Source organism: Stenotrophomonas maltophilia, assembly GCF_047782825.1.
Lineage (GTDB): Bacteria > Pseudomonadota > Gammaproteobacteria > Xanthomonadales > Xanthomonadaceae > Stenotrophomonas.
In genome coordinates this window covers 4,462,804-4,477,632 of record NZ_CP180589.1, presented here as the reverse complement: position 1 = coordinate 4,477,632, position 14,829 = coordinate 4,462,804, and the positions used below count along the sequence as shown (strand labels likewise).

Genomic DNA, 14,829 nt, shown 5'->3' with positions numbered 1-14,829 from the left:
CGCCACGGGCGTCGGCATGGTAAACCGAAAGTCGCGGTGTTCACGCCGCGCAATGACCGGATCAGACATCCACGTGGCGTTTCGCCCGGGCCTGGATGATCGCTGCCACCAGCAGATCGCCGGTCACCGGCTTGCGCAGGAAACCGTCGAAACCGGCGGCCAGCACCTGCGATTCAGCGTAGGCGTCCGAACGCGCGGTGACCGCCACCAGCGGCAGTTCATAGCCCAGCGCGCGCAGCTGGCGGGCGATGGCGGTGCCATCCAGTGCTGGCAGGTCCAGGTCCAGCAGGCCGACATCGAAGCCATCGGTGGCGATTTCCGACAGCGCGCCCAGGCCGTGCAGCACATGCACCACCTGGTGGCCGCGCGCGCGCAGCAGGCCCGCGATGACCTCGGCCACGGTGGCATCGTCTTCAACCAGCAGGATACGCAGCGCCGGCAGCGTTGGCGTGGCCGCGGCCTCATCCTGTGCCGAGGCAACCTGCTGCGCCCACGGCAGCGGCAGCCGCACACGGAAGCGCGCGCCCTTGCCGGGCTGGCTGTCCACATCGATGCGGCCGCCCATGGCCACCGCCAGTTCCTGGCAGATCGCCAGCCCCAGGCCGCTGCCGCCGTAACGCGACGCCGTGCGCGGCCCGTCGGCCTGCTCGAAGCGGTGGAACAGCCGCCGCTGCTGCTCGGCATTGATGCCCGGGCCACTGTCGCTGACCTCGAAGGTCACTGCGCCGCCTTGGGCATCCAGCTGCGCGCCCAGGCCCACATGGCCGCGTTCGGTGAACTTGATGGCATTGCCCAGCAGGTTCAGCAGGATCTGCCGCACGCGCATCTCGTCGCCACTGACGCAGATCGGCCCGGGCAGCGCATCCTCGCGCTGGAAGGCCAACTGGCGCTGCTGTGCCATCGGCTGCATCAGCGCCTGCACCTGGTCCAGCAGGGTGTTCAGATCGAACGGCCGGATATCCAGCTCCAGCCGGCCCGCTTCGATGCGGGCCAGGTCCAGCGCGTCGTTCACCAACCGCAGCAGATGGCTGCCCGCCTGCTGGATCGAGCCGGCGTAGCTGCGCTGCACCGGATCCAGCTCGGTGGCCAGCAGCAGTTCGCTCATGCCCAGCACGCCGGTCATGGGCGTGCGCACCTCATGGCCCAGGGTGGCCAGGAAGCGGCTCTTGGCCTGCGATGCCTGCTCGGCCAGCTGCTGCTTGTGCACGGTCAGCTGCCATTGCTGCCGCCGCCGCAGCCGCCGGCGGATCGACCAGGCCAGCACCAGCAACAGCAACGAACCCAGCATCACGTAGCCGAAGATGGCCAGGCCGCTGCGCCACCACGGTGGCAGCACCTTCACCTGCAACTGCTTCACCGGCGTCCAGGGGCCGCTGGCGGTGGATGCCTGCACATCGATCGAATAGAGCCCGGCCGGCAGACGCGACAGGGTGCGCTGGCCATCGCCGCCCTGCTCCACCCAGTTCTGGTCGTAGCCTTCCACGCGGAAGCGATAGCGGTTGCCCTGCGGATTGGCGAAGGACAGCAGGCGCGCATCGATCTGCAGATCGCGGTCATCCGGCCCCAGCAGCAGGGTGCCGGTGGCCGGCAGCGGCTGCCAGCCCCGCGCATCGTCGCGGCGCACGCGCACCTGGGCGATGACCAGCTGGGAGGGTGGCAGCGCCACATCCGGCGCGTCGGGGTCGAACCCGACCAGGCCGGTCTGGGTGACCGCCAGCACGCGGCCGTCGGCACCGATGGCGGGCGGGCGCCCGGTGAACTCGGCATCGGGCAGGCCGTCGCGCTCGTTGAACTGCTGCAGGCGGCGCTGCTTCGGGTCCCAGCGCAGCAGACCACGCGGGGTGGTCGCCCACAGCCGGCCGTCGGCGGCCAGCGCCAGCCCGCCCATGCTGATTGGTGGCACGCCGTGGGTCGCGTCCACGCGCTGCACCAGGCGCAGGCTCAGCCCATCCCACTGGTAGCGCTCGAATGCGCCCTGCCGGGCCAGCCACATCTGCTGCGGGTCGATCCACACCAGATCGTAGATGGCCCCCTGGGAGACACCGGGCACGGCGACGAAGCGATCCGCCTGCTCGCGCCAGATCCCCATGTCACTCATCACCCAGGCCTGGCCACGCGCATCGAAGCGGATCTGCTCCACCGGCGCGTCGCCCTCGCCACGCAGCGTGGCCAGATCGAAACTGCGCAGCACGCGACCATCGCCGGCACGCTGCTGCAGGCCCAGGTTCATCACCGACACCCAGACCGTCCCGTCGGGTGCCTGACGCATCAGGTCGATGCGCTGGCGCAGGTCGGCACCGCCGCCGATGGGCCACTCACGCAGGCTGCGGCGGGCCGGGTCATACACGCTGATGCGCCCGGCACGGCCCAGCCACAGCTGCCCGTCGGGCCGCGGCAGCACCGACCAGACCGCGCCACTGCCCAGTTCGCGGTCGCTGGCCAGCAGGCTCAAGGTGCCCTGGCCATCCAGCTTGTAGACGCCATGGGCCGAGCCGACGAAATAGTTGCGGCCATCGGTGCCGGCGCTCAGCAGGTACTGGCTGTCCAACGGGCGACCATCGAGCTGGTACCAGGTGGAAAAGCGTTTCCAGTCCGGGGGCAGGTACGCCAGGCCCTGGGTCAGCAGGGCCACCCACATGCCCCCTTCATGGTCCTGCAGCAGGTCAAGCACACCGCTGTGGGCGGTCAGGAAGCCACTGCCACGATCACCCTCCAGGCGCCGCAGCTGCTGCGCATCGCCACGCAGCAGGCCATCGGACGTACCCGCCCAGTACCCTCCCTGGTGATCGGCCAGCACCACCGCCGAACGCAGATCCGCGCTGTCGGCCCAGGCCGGCCGACTCACCCGGTCCTGCGCATCGATGCGGTACAGGCCATCGTTCTGCGTGCCGACCCAGATGGAACCCTCGGGATCGCGGCTCAAGCGCAGTACGCTGAGCGCGCCCAGTTCGCGTGCCGCCACCGTCTCGAACGCGGTGCCGTTCCAGCGTGCAACGCCGGCCTCGGTACCGACCCACAGACGGCCCTGCCCATCGACCAGGCTGCTGTAGACGGTGTCGCTGGGCAGGCCACCGGGCGCCTGGCGGAACAGGCGCAGGCTGCCGTCTTCTGCGAAACGGCAGATGCCATGGGTGCTGCTGCCCACCCACAGCGCACCTTCGGCATAGGCCAGGGTCCAGAACTGTCCCTGGCAGCCATTGTTGAGGGTGTCGAAAGTCTTGAAGCGCTGGCGGTCGGCGTCCAGCCGGGCCACGCCCTTGCCGTTGATGCCGACCCAGACGCGGTCGCGCGGATCGACCAGCAGGGTTTCGATCTCGTTGCCCGGCAATGACCCCGGCTGTTCCGGATCGTGCTGCCAGACGCGCAGCTCACCGCCGTCATAGCGGGCCAGGCCACCGTCGGTCGCCGCCCAGATGTGCCCCTGGCGATCTTGGGCCAGCGCCACGACCATGCGCGACGGAAGCCCCTCGGCCGCGCCGAAGCGACGCAGGCGCGGTGTTTCGCCGGCCATGTCCAGGCCCGCCGCCGTGGCCGACAACGCCACCAGCAGCAGGCCTGCTGCTGCCAAACCCCGCCAATACCGGCGCCAGCCGCTCTTCATCCTGAACCCCCTGTCCTGCGCCGATTGTCACACAGGGGCGGGGCCATCGCTGCAACAGCCTGTTGCCAGCGGCATTGCCACCACGAACTGTTGCAGCCGTGCACACAACGGCAGGCAGGGGCTGTGCGTATGATCGAGCCACCTTTTACCGGAGCCCGCCACTGATGCGTTCCTGCCTGGCCCTGCTGCCCCTGCTGCTTGCCGCCGCCCCGGCGTGGGCCGGCAACGATGCCTGGCGCATCGACCCGGTGCACACTCGCGTGCTGTTCGCCATCGACCATGCCGGCTACTCGCAGGCGATGGGCACGATCTCCGGCAGCCAGGGCCGCCTGCAGTTCGATGCCGACAACTGGCGCGATGCGAAGCTGGACGTCGAGATTCCGGTATCGCGACTGGACCTGGGCGATGCCAAGTGGAACGAGGCCACGCTGGCACGCAGCCTGCTGGATGGGGAGCGCTTCCCCACCGCACGCTTCGTCTCCACCCAGGTCGATCCGATCGATGACAAGCGCGCCCATGTGGCCGGCACCCTGACCCTGCGCGGGGTCAGCCAGCCGGTGGTGCTGGATGTCACCCTCAATGCCATGAAGCGTTACCCGCTGCCGCCGTTCCGCCGCACCGTCGGCTTCTCTGCCATCACCACCCTGAGCCGGCGCGCGTTCGGCATCACCGCCTGGCCGGGCGTGATCGGCGATGCCGTGCAGGTCAGGATCGAAGCCGAGGCCGCGCTGGACCGCAGTGACAGCCCGGGAACCCCGGACACCGATCCGCACTCCAACAGCACGCCGGCCACCAAGGATCCCTCATGACCGCCAAGAACACCCCTGCCGCCTGGGGTAGTGTCAGCCAGACCCTGCACTGGCTGATCGCCCTGCTGATCCTCGCCCTGGGCGTGGTCGGCCTGACCATGGGCGAACTGCCGAAGACGCCGAAGTACTTCTGGGTCTATACCGCGCACAAGTCGATCGGCATCACCGTGCTGGCGCTGGTGCTGTTCCGCCTCGGCTGGCGCCTGTATGCCGGCGCGCCCAAGCCGGTGCCGGGCGTGCCGAGCTGGCAGGAACGCATCGCCAGTGCCACCCACGTGCTGCTGTACGTGCTGATGTTCGCCATTCCGCTGTCGGGCTGGCTGTACGACTCGGCCAGCGGCCTGCGTCCGTTCCGCTGGTTCGGCCTGGTTGACGTGCCCAAGCTGAGCGGCCCGGACCCGCAGACGGTCGCGGTGTCCCATGCCATCCACGAATACGGTTTCTGGCTGTTGATCGCGGTGGTGCTGGCCCATGCCGGCGCCGCCTTCTACCACCACCTGTTCCAGCGCGATGCCACCCTGTCCCGGATGTTGCCGCGTGGCTGGCTCGCCTCCCCCCAGAAGGACTGACCGATGAACCTGAAACTGACCACCCCGGCCGCCGTGGCCGCCGCCCTGGCCGGCATGCTGGCCACCGCCCCGGTGCTCGCCGCCGAGTACGCGCAGGCCCCTGGTGCCGGATCGATCCTGGTGTTCGCCACCAAGTACGACGGCGAAGTGTTCACCGGCAGCTTCCCGGGCTTTGCCACCAAGCTCAGCTTCGACCCGGCCAACCCGGCGGCCGGTTCGCTGGACGTGGTGATTCCGCTGGCGGGCGCCAAGAGCGGCAACAGCGACCGTGATTCGACCCTGCAGGGTGCGGACTTCTTCAACGTCGGCAAGTTCGCCACCGCGCGTTACACCGCCAAGGGCTTCCGCGCCGTGGGCAAGGATCAGTTCAGTGCCGATGGCACCCTGGAACTGCGCGGCGTCAGCAAGCCGGTCACCCTGACCTTCACTTGGAAGCCGGGCACCCAGCCGGTGCTGACCGGCAAGGCCACGGTCAAGCGGCTGGACTTCGGCGTGGGCGGGGGTGACTGGGCCGACACCAAGACCATCCCGGACGAAACCTCGATCAGCACGATCGTGAAGTTCGACGCGAAATAAGACGGGACTGCCGCCGGGCATGGCCCGGCGCTACCTTGGAACGTTGATGCAGGGTAGCGCCGGGCCATGCCCGGCGGATTCACCCCGCGGCCAGCCAGGCCTGCACGGTGGCCGCATCGAACGGCCAGTCCAGCTCGCGGCCGCTGGCCTCCTCGCGCAGTACCGGCACCCGCGCGCCGTAGCGCGCTTCCAGTGCCGGCAGGTCATCCAGGAACACCGATTCGAACTCCGGCGCCCGCGCCCTGGCCAGCTCGGCCAGGGCCATGTCGCACAGGTGGCAGTCATCACGCTGGAACAGGGTCAACACCGGCTCGGCTCCCTTGGCGGAAATGCTGCGCCGCAGCCATGGAACGGCGGCGCGAACCGCTAGAATAGCGGTCTCTTCCGGTACCCGCAGTACGGCAACCATGGCTGTCAGCACGTTCGACGTTTTCAAGATCGGCATTGGCCCGAGCTCCTCGCACACCGTCGGGCCGATGAAGGCGGCCGAACGCTTCATCCACCGCTGGCTGCTCGATCCGGGCCGGCTGCAGGACGTGGCGCGCATCCGCGCCGATGTCTACGGCTCGCTGGCCCTGACCGGCCGCGGCCATGGCACCGACAAGGCGATCCTGCTGGGCCTGGAAGGCCAGCGCCCGAACCTGATCGACCCGGACATCATTCCGGCCACGCTGGAGCGCATCCGCAGCAGCAAGCGCATCCAGCTGATGGGCCAGCACGAGATCGCCTTCGACGAGAAGCGCGACCTGGGCATGAACAAGCGCCAGAAGCTGCCCTATCACACCAACGGCATGCGCTTCACTGCCTACAACGCCGAGGACGAAGTGATCGCCACCCGCGATTACTACTCCGTTGGCGGCGGCTTCGTGGTCAACCAGGACGACGCTGCCGATGACCGCATCGTGCCCGATGAAACGCCGCTGCCCTACCCGTTCAAGAGCGGCGACGAACTGCTGGCGCAGACCGCGCGCAGCGGCCTGAGCATCGCCCAGTTGATGTTCGAGAACGAGAAGTGCTGGCGCAGCGAAGACGAGATCCGCGCCCAGCTGCGCGAGATCTGGAGCGCGATGCAGTCGTGCGTGGCACGCGGCATCCGCGAGGAAGGCGTGCTGCCGGGCGGCCTGAAGGTCGGCCGTCGTGCACCAGCGCTGTACCGCGAGCTGTCCTCCAAGCCGGAAGCGGCCATGCGCGATCCGTTGACCACGCTGGACTGGGTCAACCTGTACGCACTGGCGGTGAACGAAGAGAACGCTGCCGGTGGCCGCGTGGTCACCGCACCGACCAACGGTGCCGCCGGCGTGCTGCCGGCGGTGCTGCATTACTTCGACCGCTTCTGCCCGGGCGCGAACGAGCAGCGCGTGTTCGACTTCCTGCTGACCTCGGCGGCGATCGGCATCCTGTACAAGGAAAACGCCTCGATTTCCGGTGCCGAAGTGGGCTGCCAGGGTGAAGTGGGCGTGGCCTGCTCGATGGCCGCCGGCGGCCTGGTCGCGGCGCTGGGCGGCAACCCCAGCCAGATCGAGAACGCCGCGGAAATCGGCATGGAACACAACCTGGGCCTGACCTGCGATCCGATCGGTGGCCTGGTGCAGATTCCGTGCATCGAGCGCAACGCGATGGGCGCGGTGAAGGCGATCAACGCTTCGCGCATGGCCATGCGTGGCGACGGCAAACACAAGGTGTCGCTGGACAAGGTCATCAAGACCATGCGCGATACCGGCCGTGACATGCAGGACAAGTACAAGGAAACCAGCCGCGGTGGCCTGGCAGTGAATGTCATCGAATGCTGAGTGGTAGCGCCGGGCCCATGCCCGGCTGATGGAGTAGCCGAGCATGGGCTCGGCTCGACACCGCAGGACACCGTCACCGGTTTGCGGCTAGGCTCAGGGTTCACTGTCACGGAGAACCCCATGCGCCTGGTCGCTGCCGCCCTGCTCGCCTGCCTGCCCCTGTCCGCGCTGGCCGCGCCACCGCCCACCTACGGCGCGCGCCTGGAAGGATTCGACTACGGCTATCCGGTGAAGATCTTCGCGCTGGAATCGCAGCGGCAGCCGCTGGAGATGGCCTACCTGGACATCGCGCCGAAGAAGAAGCCTGTGGGCGTGGTGGTGCTGCTGCACGGCAAGAACTTCTGCGCGGCCACCTGGAAGGAAACCATCAAGCCGCTGCTGGCCGCTGGCTACCGGGTAATCGCCCCGGACCAGGTGGGCTTCTGCAAATCCACCAAGCCCGAGCGCTACCAGTACTCGTTCGGCCAACTGGCGGCCAACACCCATGCGCTGCTGCAGCAGCTGCAGCTGGGCGATACGCCGGTGCACCTGGTCGGCCATTCGATGGGCGGCATGCTGGCGGTGCGCTACGCGCTGATGTACCCGCAGGACCTGCGCAGCCTGTCGCTGGTCAATCCGATCGGCCTGGAAGACTGGAAGGCACTGGGCGTTCCCTGGCGCAGCGTGGATGCCTGGTACGCAGGCGAACTGAACGTGAGCTATGACAGCATCCGCCGCTACCAGCTGGACGTGTACTACGACGGCAAGTGGAAGCCGGCCTACGAACCGTGGGCACGCATGCAGTCGGGCATGTACGAGGGCCCGGGCAAGCAAGCCGTGGCCTGGAGCCAGGCGCTGACCTCGGACATGGTGTTCAACCAGCCGGTGGTGCACGAACTGAAGAACCTGCAGGTGCCCACCACCCTGTTCATCGGCCAGAAGGACCGCACCGCGATCGGCCGCGATCAGGCGCCGCCGGAACTGAAGGCCACGCTGGGCAACTACCCGGTGCTGGGCAAGGCCGCCGCCGCGGCCATTCCCGGCGCGACGCTGGTGGAATTCGCCGCACTGGGCCATTCGCCGCAGGTGCAGGACCCCAAGCAGTTCAACGCCGCGTTGTTGAAGGCGTTGAAGGCGCGTTGACCTGCCGGATTCCCCTTGTAGAGCCGAGCCCATGCTCGGCTGATCGCGCAGGGCCGGCTACGTCAAGCGCAGCCGAGCACCGGCTCGGCTCTACGAAGTTTCTGATCCGCCTGGTATGCCGCCAGGCCGTCAACCCACGATGCGCAGCACGTCATCCAGCAGGGCGGCGGCGGTGACTTCGGCGCCGGCGCCCGGCCCCTGGATCAGCAGCGGCTGCTGGCGATAGCGGTCGCTGTGGATGGCCACCCGGTTGTCGGTGCCGGCGCCCTGGGCCAAGGGATGATCCGCCGGCAGTTCGCGCAGGCCCACCTGTGCGCCTTCGCCATCGACACGGCCAACGAAGCGCAGCACCCGGCCGTTGTCGCGGGCCTGCTGCCAGCGCGCCTGCAGCGGCGCGTCCAGCTGCTCCAGTGCGGCCAGTGCAGCCTCCAGCGGCAACGCGGCCAGCGCTTCGGGCACCAGCGAGTCGACCTGCACCTGGCTGGCATCCAGCCCCAGCCCACTGCTGCGCGCCAGGATCAGCAGCTTGCGGCGTACATCCTCGCCGGACAGGTCCAGGCGCGGGTCGGGCTCGGTATAGCCCGCCGCCAATGCTTCGCGCACCGCTGCGGAGAAGGCCGAGCAGCCGTCGTAACGATGGAACAGCCACGCCAGCGAGCCGGACAGCACGCCTTCGATCGCATGGATATGGTCGCCGCCGGCCACCAGCGCGCGCAGGCTGCTCAACAGCGGCAAGCCCGCGCCCACGGTGGCGCTGTCGCCGTAATGAGCACCGCTGTCGGCACAGCTTTCGGCGATGGCCTGCGCGCGCGCCCACTGCGCGCCGCGGCCCAGCTTGTTGGCGGTGACCACGTGCACGCCCCGCGCCAGCCACTGCACATGGCGCGCCGCCACGTCCTCGCTGGCGGTGGCATCGACCACCACGTCGCCGCGCTCCAGTCCTTCGGCGTTGGCCCATGGCGGCGAGCCATGGCCATCACGCGGGGCACGCCGCGCCAGTTCCAGCGGCAGCGCCAGATCGCGGTCGATGGCCAGCGCGGTGCGCGAATTGGCCAGCCACTGCACGCTGGGCAGTTCCAGCCCGCGCGCCTGCAGCGCCTGGTAGCGCTGCACGAAGGCCGAACCAACCGTACCGGTGCCGAGCAGGGCCAGGCGGCCACCGCCCAGCGCAGGAATTTCAGCGGGCAGCGCGCTCATGCATCCACCACCTGTTTGCGGCGCGCGGCCGCATCGATCACCGCTTCGGCGCGCTGCAGGGCCGCGCGCAGATCGGCCAGCAGGTCACGCTCGGCTTCGATGCCCACCGACAGGCGCAGCAGGCCTTCGCTGATACCCGCCGCAGCGCGCGCTTCGGCGCTCATCGCGGCATGGGTCATGGTGGCCGGGTGTGCGACCAGGCTTTCCACACCACCCAGCGACTCGGCCAGGGTGAAGCAGCCCAGGCCATCGACGAAGGCGCGCACCGCGGCATGCGGATCGTCGCCTTCACAATCGGCCAGTTCAAAGGACAGCATGGCGCCGAAGCCGCTCTGCTGGCGCGCGGCGATGGCGTGGCCCGGGTGATCGGCCAGGCCCGGGTAGTACACCCGTGCCACCGCCGGGTGGGCATCCAGCAGGGCGACGATGGACTGCGTGTTTTCCTGGTGCACGCGCAGGCGCGCATCCAGGGTGCGCAGGCCACGCAGGGTCAGGAAGGCATCGAACGGCGAACCGGTCAGGCCCAGCGCGTTGCCCCACCACACCAGCTGCTCGTGCACGGCCGGGTCGCGCGCGATCACCGCGCCGCCAACCACGTCGCTGTGGCCGTTGATGTACTTGGTGGTCGAATGCAGCACCACGTCGGCGCCGAACGACAGCGGCTGCTGCAGGGCCGGCGACAGGAAGGTGTTGTCGACCACCACCTGCGCACCGGCCTTGTGCGCGGCATCGATGACGAAACGTAGATCGGTGATGCGCAGCAGCGGGTTGGACGGCGTCTCGATCAGCACCAGCTTCGGCTGGCTGGCCAGCGCCTGGGCCAGCGCACGCGGATCGGTCAGGTCGGCGGTGACCAGTTCGAAATGGCCCTTCTTCGCCAGTGCGTTGAACAGGCGCCAGCTGCCGCCGTACGCATCGTGCGGCACGACCAGGGTATCGCCCGGCTGCAGCAGTGCGTTCAGCACCAGGTTGATCGCCCCCATGCCGGTGGCGGTGATCACGCCGCCGGCGCCGCCTTCCAGTTCAGCCAGCGCTTCGCCCAGCAGATCGCGGGTGGGGTTGCCGCTGCGGGTGTAGTCGTACTGGCGCTTGTTGCCGAAGCCTTCGAAGCTGAAGTTGGACGACAGCACGATCGGCGGGGTGACCGCACCATGCGCGGTGTCGCGATCGATGCCGGCGCGGACAGCGGCAGTGGTGCGGCTACAGGACGGCTCGTTGGCGTGCAGGCTCATGCGGACTCTCCAGAAGTGCGGAAGGCGGTAGCGAGGATCGCGTCGATGCGATCGGTTTCTTTGAGGAAGGCATCGTGGCCGTAGGGCGAGCGCAGCACGCGCAGGCTGCCACGCGGGCCCAGCCCTTCCACCAGGCCGACCAGATCGGCCAGCGGCACCAGACGGTCGCCTTCCACTGCCACCACCACGGTGGGCGGCAGGATGGCGGCGGGATCCACGCGGTGCAGGTCGATCGATTCGGACAGGCGCAGATACGCGGTCACCGGCGTGCGTGCGACGTACTGCGCACCGGCGGCGTCCAGGTAGTCTTCGGCGGCCACGCGCACGCGGCCATTGACCACTTCCGGCGCGGCGTCGAAGCGCTCGCCGAACTCTTCCGGGGTGCGGTAGCTGAGCATGGCGAACTGGCGGGCCAGGGCCAGGCCGTGGTCTTCGCCACACTGCAGCTGGCCCAGCGCGACGGCACGGCGCTGCAGTGCGCGCCAGGCGGCGGCATAGGGATGCGGGCGGTGCGCGCCGCTGGCCAGGACCAGCTGGCGCACACGTGCGCGGTGCCGGATCGCGAACTGCTGGCCGACCAGGGCGCCATAGGAATAGCCCACGAAGGCCTTCAGCACGCCGATGCCCAGATGGTCCAGCAGCAGCGCCAGCGCATCGGCCTGGTCGGCGGTGTCGATCGGCACATCCAGCGCGCCGTCAGCGCCGATGAAATCAAAGGCCAGCACGCGCAGCTGCTGCGGATCCAGGGCGCGGCCGTTGCCGACCAGGCCTTCGGCCCAGCCCTTTTCGCTGAACTGTGCATTGGAAGCGACGTGGCGATGGGCGGAAATGCCGCCCGCCAGCACCACCACCGGTGCGTTGGCCGGCCCCACCCATTCATAGCGCAGGCGCACCGGGCTGGCCCCGGCGTGGCGCATCGACAGCACCGCGGCGAACTCGCCGCGCTCGGCGTGCACGCGGTCATCGACCGGCACGCTGACGGGGACAAAGGATTCGGGGCGAAGTGCGGTGCTGGTGGCGAAGCTCATGGCGGGATCCGTTTGGGGAATCGGCCATCGAGCCTTCGCGGGGCTCGCGTTCGAGTTGCACCAGCGGTGCACGCTCGAACCATCTTTCGGTGGACGCCACGGTCCCCGCAGGATTTGGCACCTACGCCGACGCTTGCGCGCCTGCGGGCTGCCCCGGCTTCAAAGGGCCTGTCCCTCTGCCGGTCTCGATGGTGGAGCCACGATGCCAGCCCCTTCGGCACATGTCAATCCCTTCATGCGGATAAAGCGATGGAATAAATGAACCGCCATTCCGGGAGGTGCGACCGGTCCCCATGTTCAGGATCCGGTACAGTCCCGGACGCCCTTTCCACTGGACCTGCCGATGCCCCGCCTGCCCTTGTGCTGCCTGCTGCTGCCCCTGCTGGCCAGCGCGACCGCCCATGCCAGCGACTGGCGCCAGGGCTGGGGGCTGGTGCCGCAGGCGGCCCCGACCGGGTCCGCCGCACCGGCGCTGCCGGCCGCACCGATGGCCCAGCTGCGCCTGCAGGCGGTGGGTGAACAGTGGCAGGCACGCATCGACAATCCGCTGGCCGGCCCGTTGCAGGTGGAGCTGCGCGCCGCCCCCGGGCAGTCCATCGAGGGGCTGCCGATGCAGTCGCTGGTCCAGGGCGGCGGCAGCCTGGTGGTCGGCCATCTGCCCGCGCCGGGCGATGGCCGTACGCTGGAAGTGCGTCTGCGCTCGGTGCCGGGCAATCCCGCCGCCCGCGCGGAAGACGTGGCCTACCGGCTGCCGTTCGAAGCACCGCAGCTGCGCGTGGACCAGGCCCCGAATGGCCGTTTCAGCCACCAGGACGAAGAGAACCGCGATGCGGTGGACTTCGCCCTGCCCGAGGCCACCCTGGTGATGGCCGCGCGCGAGGGCACGGTCATGCAGGTGCAGGACGGCTTCCAGGGCAATGGCCAGGACCGCGAACGCGATGCCGGCCGTGCAAACTTCATCCGCATCCTGCACAGCGACGGCAGCATGGCGCTGTACGGCCACCTGCAGGCCGGCGGCATGCGCGTGCGGCCCGGCCAGGCGGTACAGGCCGGGCAACCGATCGGCCTGTCCGGCAACAGCGGCTACAGCACCGCCCCACACCTGCATTTCGTGGTGCAGGTCAACCGCGGCATGGGCCTGCGCTCGGTGCCGGTGCGTATTTTCACCGCGCAGGGCCAGCTGCAGTTCGCCCGCCAGGGCGACGCCGACGGCGGCACCGGGCGCTGAACGGCCCCGGCCGGTATAATCGGGCGCTTATCTCTTTGAAAAGCGCCCCGGGCGGGCGCCACTGCCATGTCCGAAGTCGCCACCGAAGCGTCGCGTCGCCGCACCTTCGCCATCATTTCCCACCCTGACGCCGGCAAGACCACGCTGACCGAAAAGCTGCTGCTGTTCGGAGGCGCGATCCAGATGGCCGGTTCGGTGAAGGGCCGCAAGGCCGCCCGCCACGCGACGTCCGACTGGATGGCGCTGGAAAAGGAGCGCGGCATCTCCGTCACCTCCTCGGTGATGCAGTTCCCGTACGAAGGCAAGATCGTCAACCTGCTCGACACCCCCGGCCACGCCGACTTCGGCGAGGACACCTACCGCGTGCTGACCGCGGTGGACTCGGCGCTGATGGTGATCGACGTGGCCAAGGGCGTGGAAGAACGCACCATCAAGCTGATGGAAGTGTGCCGCCTGCGCGACACCCCCATCATGACCTTCATCAACAAGCTCGACCGCGAGGGCAAGGACCCCATCGAGCTGCTGGATGAAGTGGAAACCGTGCTGGGCATCCAGTGCGCTCCTGTCACCTGGCCGATCGGCATGGGCCAGCGCCTGAAGGGCGTGGTGCACCTGCTGACCGGCGAAGTGCACCTGTACGAACCGGGCCGCAACTTCACCCGCCAGGATTCGACCATTTTCCCGTCCATCGATGCCCCCGGCCTGGCCGAGAAGATCGGCGCGCAGATGCTGGCCGACCTGCGTGATGAACTGGAACTGGTGCAGGGCGCCAGCCACCCGTTCGACCTGGACGCCTACCGCGCCGGCAAGCAGACCCCGGTGTTCTTCGGCTCGGGCGTGAACAACTTCGGCGTGCAGCCGCTGCTGGACTTCTTCGTCGAGCACGCCCCGCCGCCGCAGGCGCGCACCACCACCGGCCGGATCATCGCCCCGGAAGAGAACAAGCTGAGCGGCTTCGTGTTCAAGATCCAGGCCAACATGGATCCGCAGCACCGCGACCGCGTGGCGTTCATGCGCATCTGCTCGGGCCGTTTCAGCGCCGGCATGAAGACCTTCCACGTGCGTACCGGCAAGGACATGAAGCTGGCCAACGCGCTGACCTTCATGGCCAGCGACCGCGAAATCGCCGCTGAAGCGTGGCCGGGCGATGTCATCGGCATCCACAACCACGGCACCATCTCCATCGGCGATACCTTCACCGAAGGCGAAGCAGTCACCTTCACCGGTATTCCCAACTTCGCCCCGGAACTGTTCCGCCGTGCCCGCCTGCGCGATCCGCTCAAGCTGAAGCAGCTGCAGAAGGGCCTGGCCCAGCTGTCCGAAGAGGGTGCGACCCAGTTCTTCCGCCCGCTCACCAGCAACGACCTGATCCTGGGCGCGGTGGGTGTGCTGCAGTTCGACGTGGCGGCCTATCGCCTGAAGGACGAGTACGGCGTGGAAGCCACCTTCGAGCCGGTCAGCGTGACCACCGCGCGTTGGGTCCACTGCAGCAACGAGAAGAAGCTGGAAGAGTTCCGCGAGAAGAATGCGCTGAACCTGGCCCTGGATGCGGCCGGCCACCTGGTCTACCTGGCCCCGACCCGGGTCAACCTGCAGCTGGCGCAGGAACGCGCACCGGACGTGCGCTTCTCGGCCACCCGCGAAGCGGCGCACACCGTCCCGGCGGGCTGATGCAAG

Annotated in this window: 12 protein-coding genes and 1 riboswitch; of the genes, 7 read left to right on the top strand and 5 right to left on the bottom strand. The window is 68.8% G+C overall.

The genetic code is table 11. The features are described from left to right. Positions 1-61: 61 nt before the first annotated feature. The gene (locus ACM2ZB_RS20510) at positions 62-3,601 is read right to left on the bottom strand and encodes an ATP-binding protein (protein ID WP_416056782.1); all 3,540 of its coding nucleotides are present in this window, start codon (positions 3,599-3,601) and stop codon (positions 62-64) included. 164 nt (positions 3,602-3,765) lie between these two features. On the opposite strand from ACM2ZB_RS20510, the gene ACM2ZB_RS20505 reads away from it, so the two are divergent. The 3 genes from ACM2ZB_RS20505 to ACM2ZB_RS20495 are packed head-to-tail and all read left to right on the top strand — an operon-like array spanning position 3,766 to position 5,555. Then, a complete protein-coding gene (locus ACM2ZB_RS20505) occupies positions 3,766-4,410 on the top strand; it encodes a YceI family protein (RefSeq protein WP_416056781.1) in 645 nt (214 codons plus the stop codon). After that, positions 4,407-4,979: a cytochrome b gene (locus ACM2ZB_RS20500; RefSeq protein ID WP_416056780.1), complete on the top strand. Its 573-nt coding sequence runs from the start codon at positions 4,407-4,409 to the stop codon at positions 4,977-4,979. The genes ACM2ZB_RS20505 and ACM2ZB_RS20500 overlap by 4 nt, the downstream gene beginning before the upstream one ends. Positions 4,980-4,982: 3 nt before the next feature. After that, a complete protein-coding gene (locus ACM2ZB_RS20495; RefSeq protein WP_313442002.1) occupies positions 4,983-5,555 on the top strand; it encodes a YceI family protein in 573 nt (190 codons plus the stop codon). Between the two features lie 79 nt (positions 5,556-5,634). On the opposite strand, the gene ACM2ZB_RS20490 is transcribed toward ACM2ZB_RS20495, so the two are convergent. Continuing rightward, complete coding sequence (locus ACM2ZB_RS20490) at positions 5,635-5,862, bottom strand: glutaredoxin family protein (protein WP_416056779.1); 228 nt, start codon at positions 5,860-5,862, stop codon at positions 5,635-5,637. Between the two features lie 100 nt (positions 5,863-5,962). Here ACM2ZB_RS20490 and ACM2ZB_RS20485 point away from each other — a divergent pair, with 100 nt between their 5' ends. Continuing rightward, the gene (locus tag ACM2ZB_RS20485) at positions 5,963-7,345 is read left to right on the top strand and encodes an L-serine ammonia-lyase (protein ID WP_313442006.1); all 1,383 of its coding nucleotides are present in this window, start codon (positions 5,963-5,965) and stop codon (positions 7,343-7,345) included. Between the two features lie 120 nt (positions 7,346-7,465). Continuing rightward, positions 7,466-8,467 (top strand): alpha/beta hydrolase, encoded by a 1,002-nt coding sequence (locus tag ACM2ZB_RS20480; RefSeq protein ID WP_313442008.1) that lies wholly within the window; start codon positions 7,466-7,468, stop codon positions 8,465-8,467. Positions 8,468-8,596: 129 nt separating this feature from the next. Here the strand turns inward: ACM2ZB_RS20480 and ACM2ZB_RS20475 are convergent, their stop codons facing one another. From ACM2ZB_RS20475 to metX, 3 genes are read right to left on the bottom strand one after another with little or no spacing between them, the layout of a single operon-like run. After that, entirely contained in the window at positions 8,597-9,664 is a 1,068-nt protein-coding gene (locus ACM2ZB_RS20475) for a homoserine dehydrogenase (RefSeq protein ID WP_416056778.1), read from the bottom strand. Further along, positions 9,661-10,896, bottom strand: a complete 1,236-nt coding sequence (locus ACM2ZB_RS20470) for an O-succinylhomoserine (thiol)-lyase (protein WP_313442012.1) — start codon at positions 10,894-10,896, stop codon at positions 9,661-9,663. The genes ACM2ZB_RS20475 and ACM2ZB_RS20470 overlap by 4 nt, the downstream gene beginning before the upstream one ends. Beyond that, the gene (gene metX, locus ACM2ZB_RS20465) at positions 10,893-11,924 is read right to left on the bottom strand and encodes a homoserine O-succinyltransferase MetX (protein WP_416056777.1); all 1,032 of its coding nucleotides are present in this window, start codon (positions 11,922-11,924) and stop codon (positions 10,893-10,895) included. Before metX ends, ACM2ZB_RS20470 begins: the two co-directional genes overlap by 4 nt. A 76-nt stretch (positions 11,925-12,000) precedes the next feature. Beyond that, positions 12,001-12,119, bottom strand: a riboswitch (SAM riboswitch). A 148-nt stretch (positions 12,120-12,267) separates the two neighbouring features. On the opposite strand from metX, the gene ACM2ZB_RS20460 reads away from it, so the two are divergent. Both ACM2ZB_RS20460 and ACM2ZB_RS20455 read left to right on the top strand, forming a co-directional pair. Next, positions 12,268-13,152: a M23 family metallopeptidase gene (locus tag ACM2ZB_RS20460; RefSeq protein ID WP_313442016.1), complete on the top strand. Its 885-nt coding sequence runs from the start codon at positions 12,268-12,270 to the stop codon at positions 13,150-13,152. A 66-nt stretch (positions 13,153-13,218) separates the two neighbouring features. Beyond that, positions 13,219-14,823, top strand: coding sequence for a peptide chain release factor 3 (locus ACM2ZB_RS20455; protein WP_416056776.1), 1,605 nt, complete (start codon positions 13,219-13,221; stop codon positions 14,821-14,823). The last annotated feature ends 6 nt before the right edge of the window (positions 14,824-14,829 follow it).

What these genes read in the sequence shown, in the direction of transcription:
- ACM2ZB_RS20510 (WP_416056782.1), bottom strand. Translation starts at nt 3,601, where the DNA reads ATGAAGAGCGGCTGGCGCCGGTATTGGCGGGGTTTGGCAGCAGCAGGC.
- ACM2ZB_RS20505 (WP_416056781.1), top strand. Translation starts at nt 3,766, where the DNA reads ATGCGTTCCTGCCTGGCCCTGCTGCCCCTGCTGCTTGCCGCCGCCCCG.
- ACM2ZB_RS20500 (WP_416056780.1), top strand. Translation starts at nt 4,407, where the DNA reads ATGACCGCCAAGAACACCCCTGCCGCCTGGGGTAGTGTCAGCCAGACC.
- ACM2ZB_RS20495 (WP_313442002.1), top strand. Translation starts at nt 4,983, where the DNA reads ATGAACCTGAAACTGACCACCCCGGCCGCCGTGGCCGCCGCCCTGGCC.
- ACM2ZB_RS20485 (WP_313442006.1), top strand. Translation starts at nt 5,963, where the DNA reads ATGGCTGTCAGCACGTTCGACGTTTTCAAGATCGGCATTGGCCCGAGC.
- ACM2ZB_RS20480 (WP_313442008.1), top strand. Translation starts at nt 7,466, where the DNA reads ATGCGCCTGGTCGCTGCCGCCCTGCTCGCCTGCCTGCCCCTGTCCGCG.
- ACM2ZB_RS20475 (WP_416056778.1), bottom strand. Translation starts at nt 9,664, where the DNA reads ATGAGCGCGCTGCCCGCTGAAATTCCTGCGCTGGGCGGTGGCCGCCTG.
- ACM2ZB_RS20470 (WP_313442012.1), bottom strand. Translation starts at nt 10,896, where the DNA reads ATGAGCCTGCACGCCAACGAGCCGTCCTGTAGCCGCACCACTGCCGCT.
- metX (WP_416056777.1), bottom strand. Translation starts at nt 11,924, where the DNA reads ATGAGCTTCGCCACCAGCACCGCACTTCGCCCCGAATCCTTTGTCCCC.
- ACM2ZB_RS20460 (WP_313442016.1), top strand. Translation starts at nt 12,268, where the DNA reads ATGCCCCGCCTGCCCTTGTGCTGCCTGCTGCTGCCCCTGCTGGCCAGC.
- ACM2ZB_RS20455 (WP_416056776.1), top strand. Translation starts at nt 13,219, where the DNA reads ATGTCCGAAGTCGCCACCGAAGCGTCGCGTCGCCGCACCTTCGCCATC.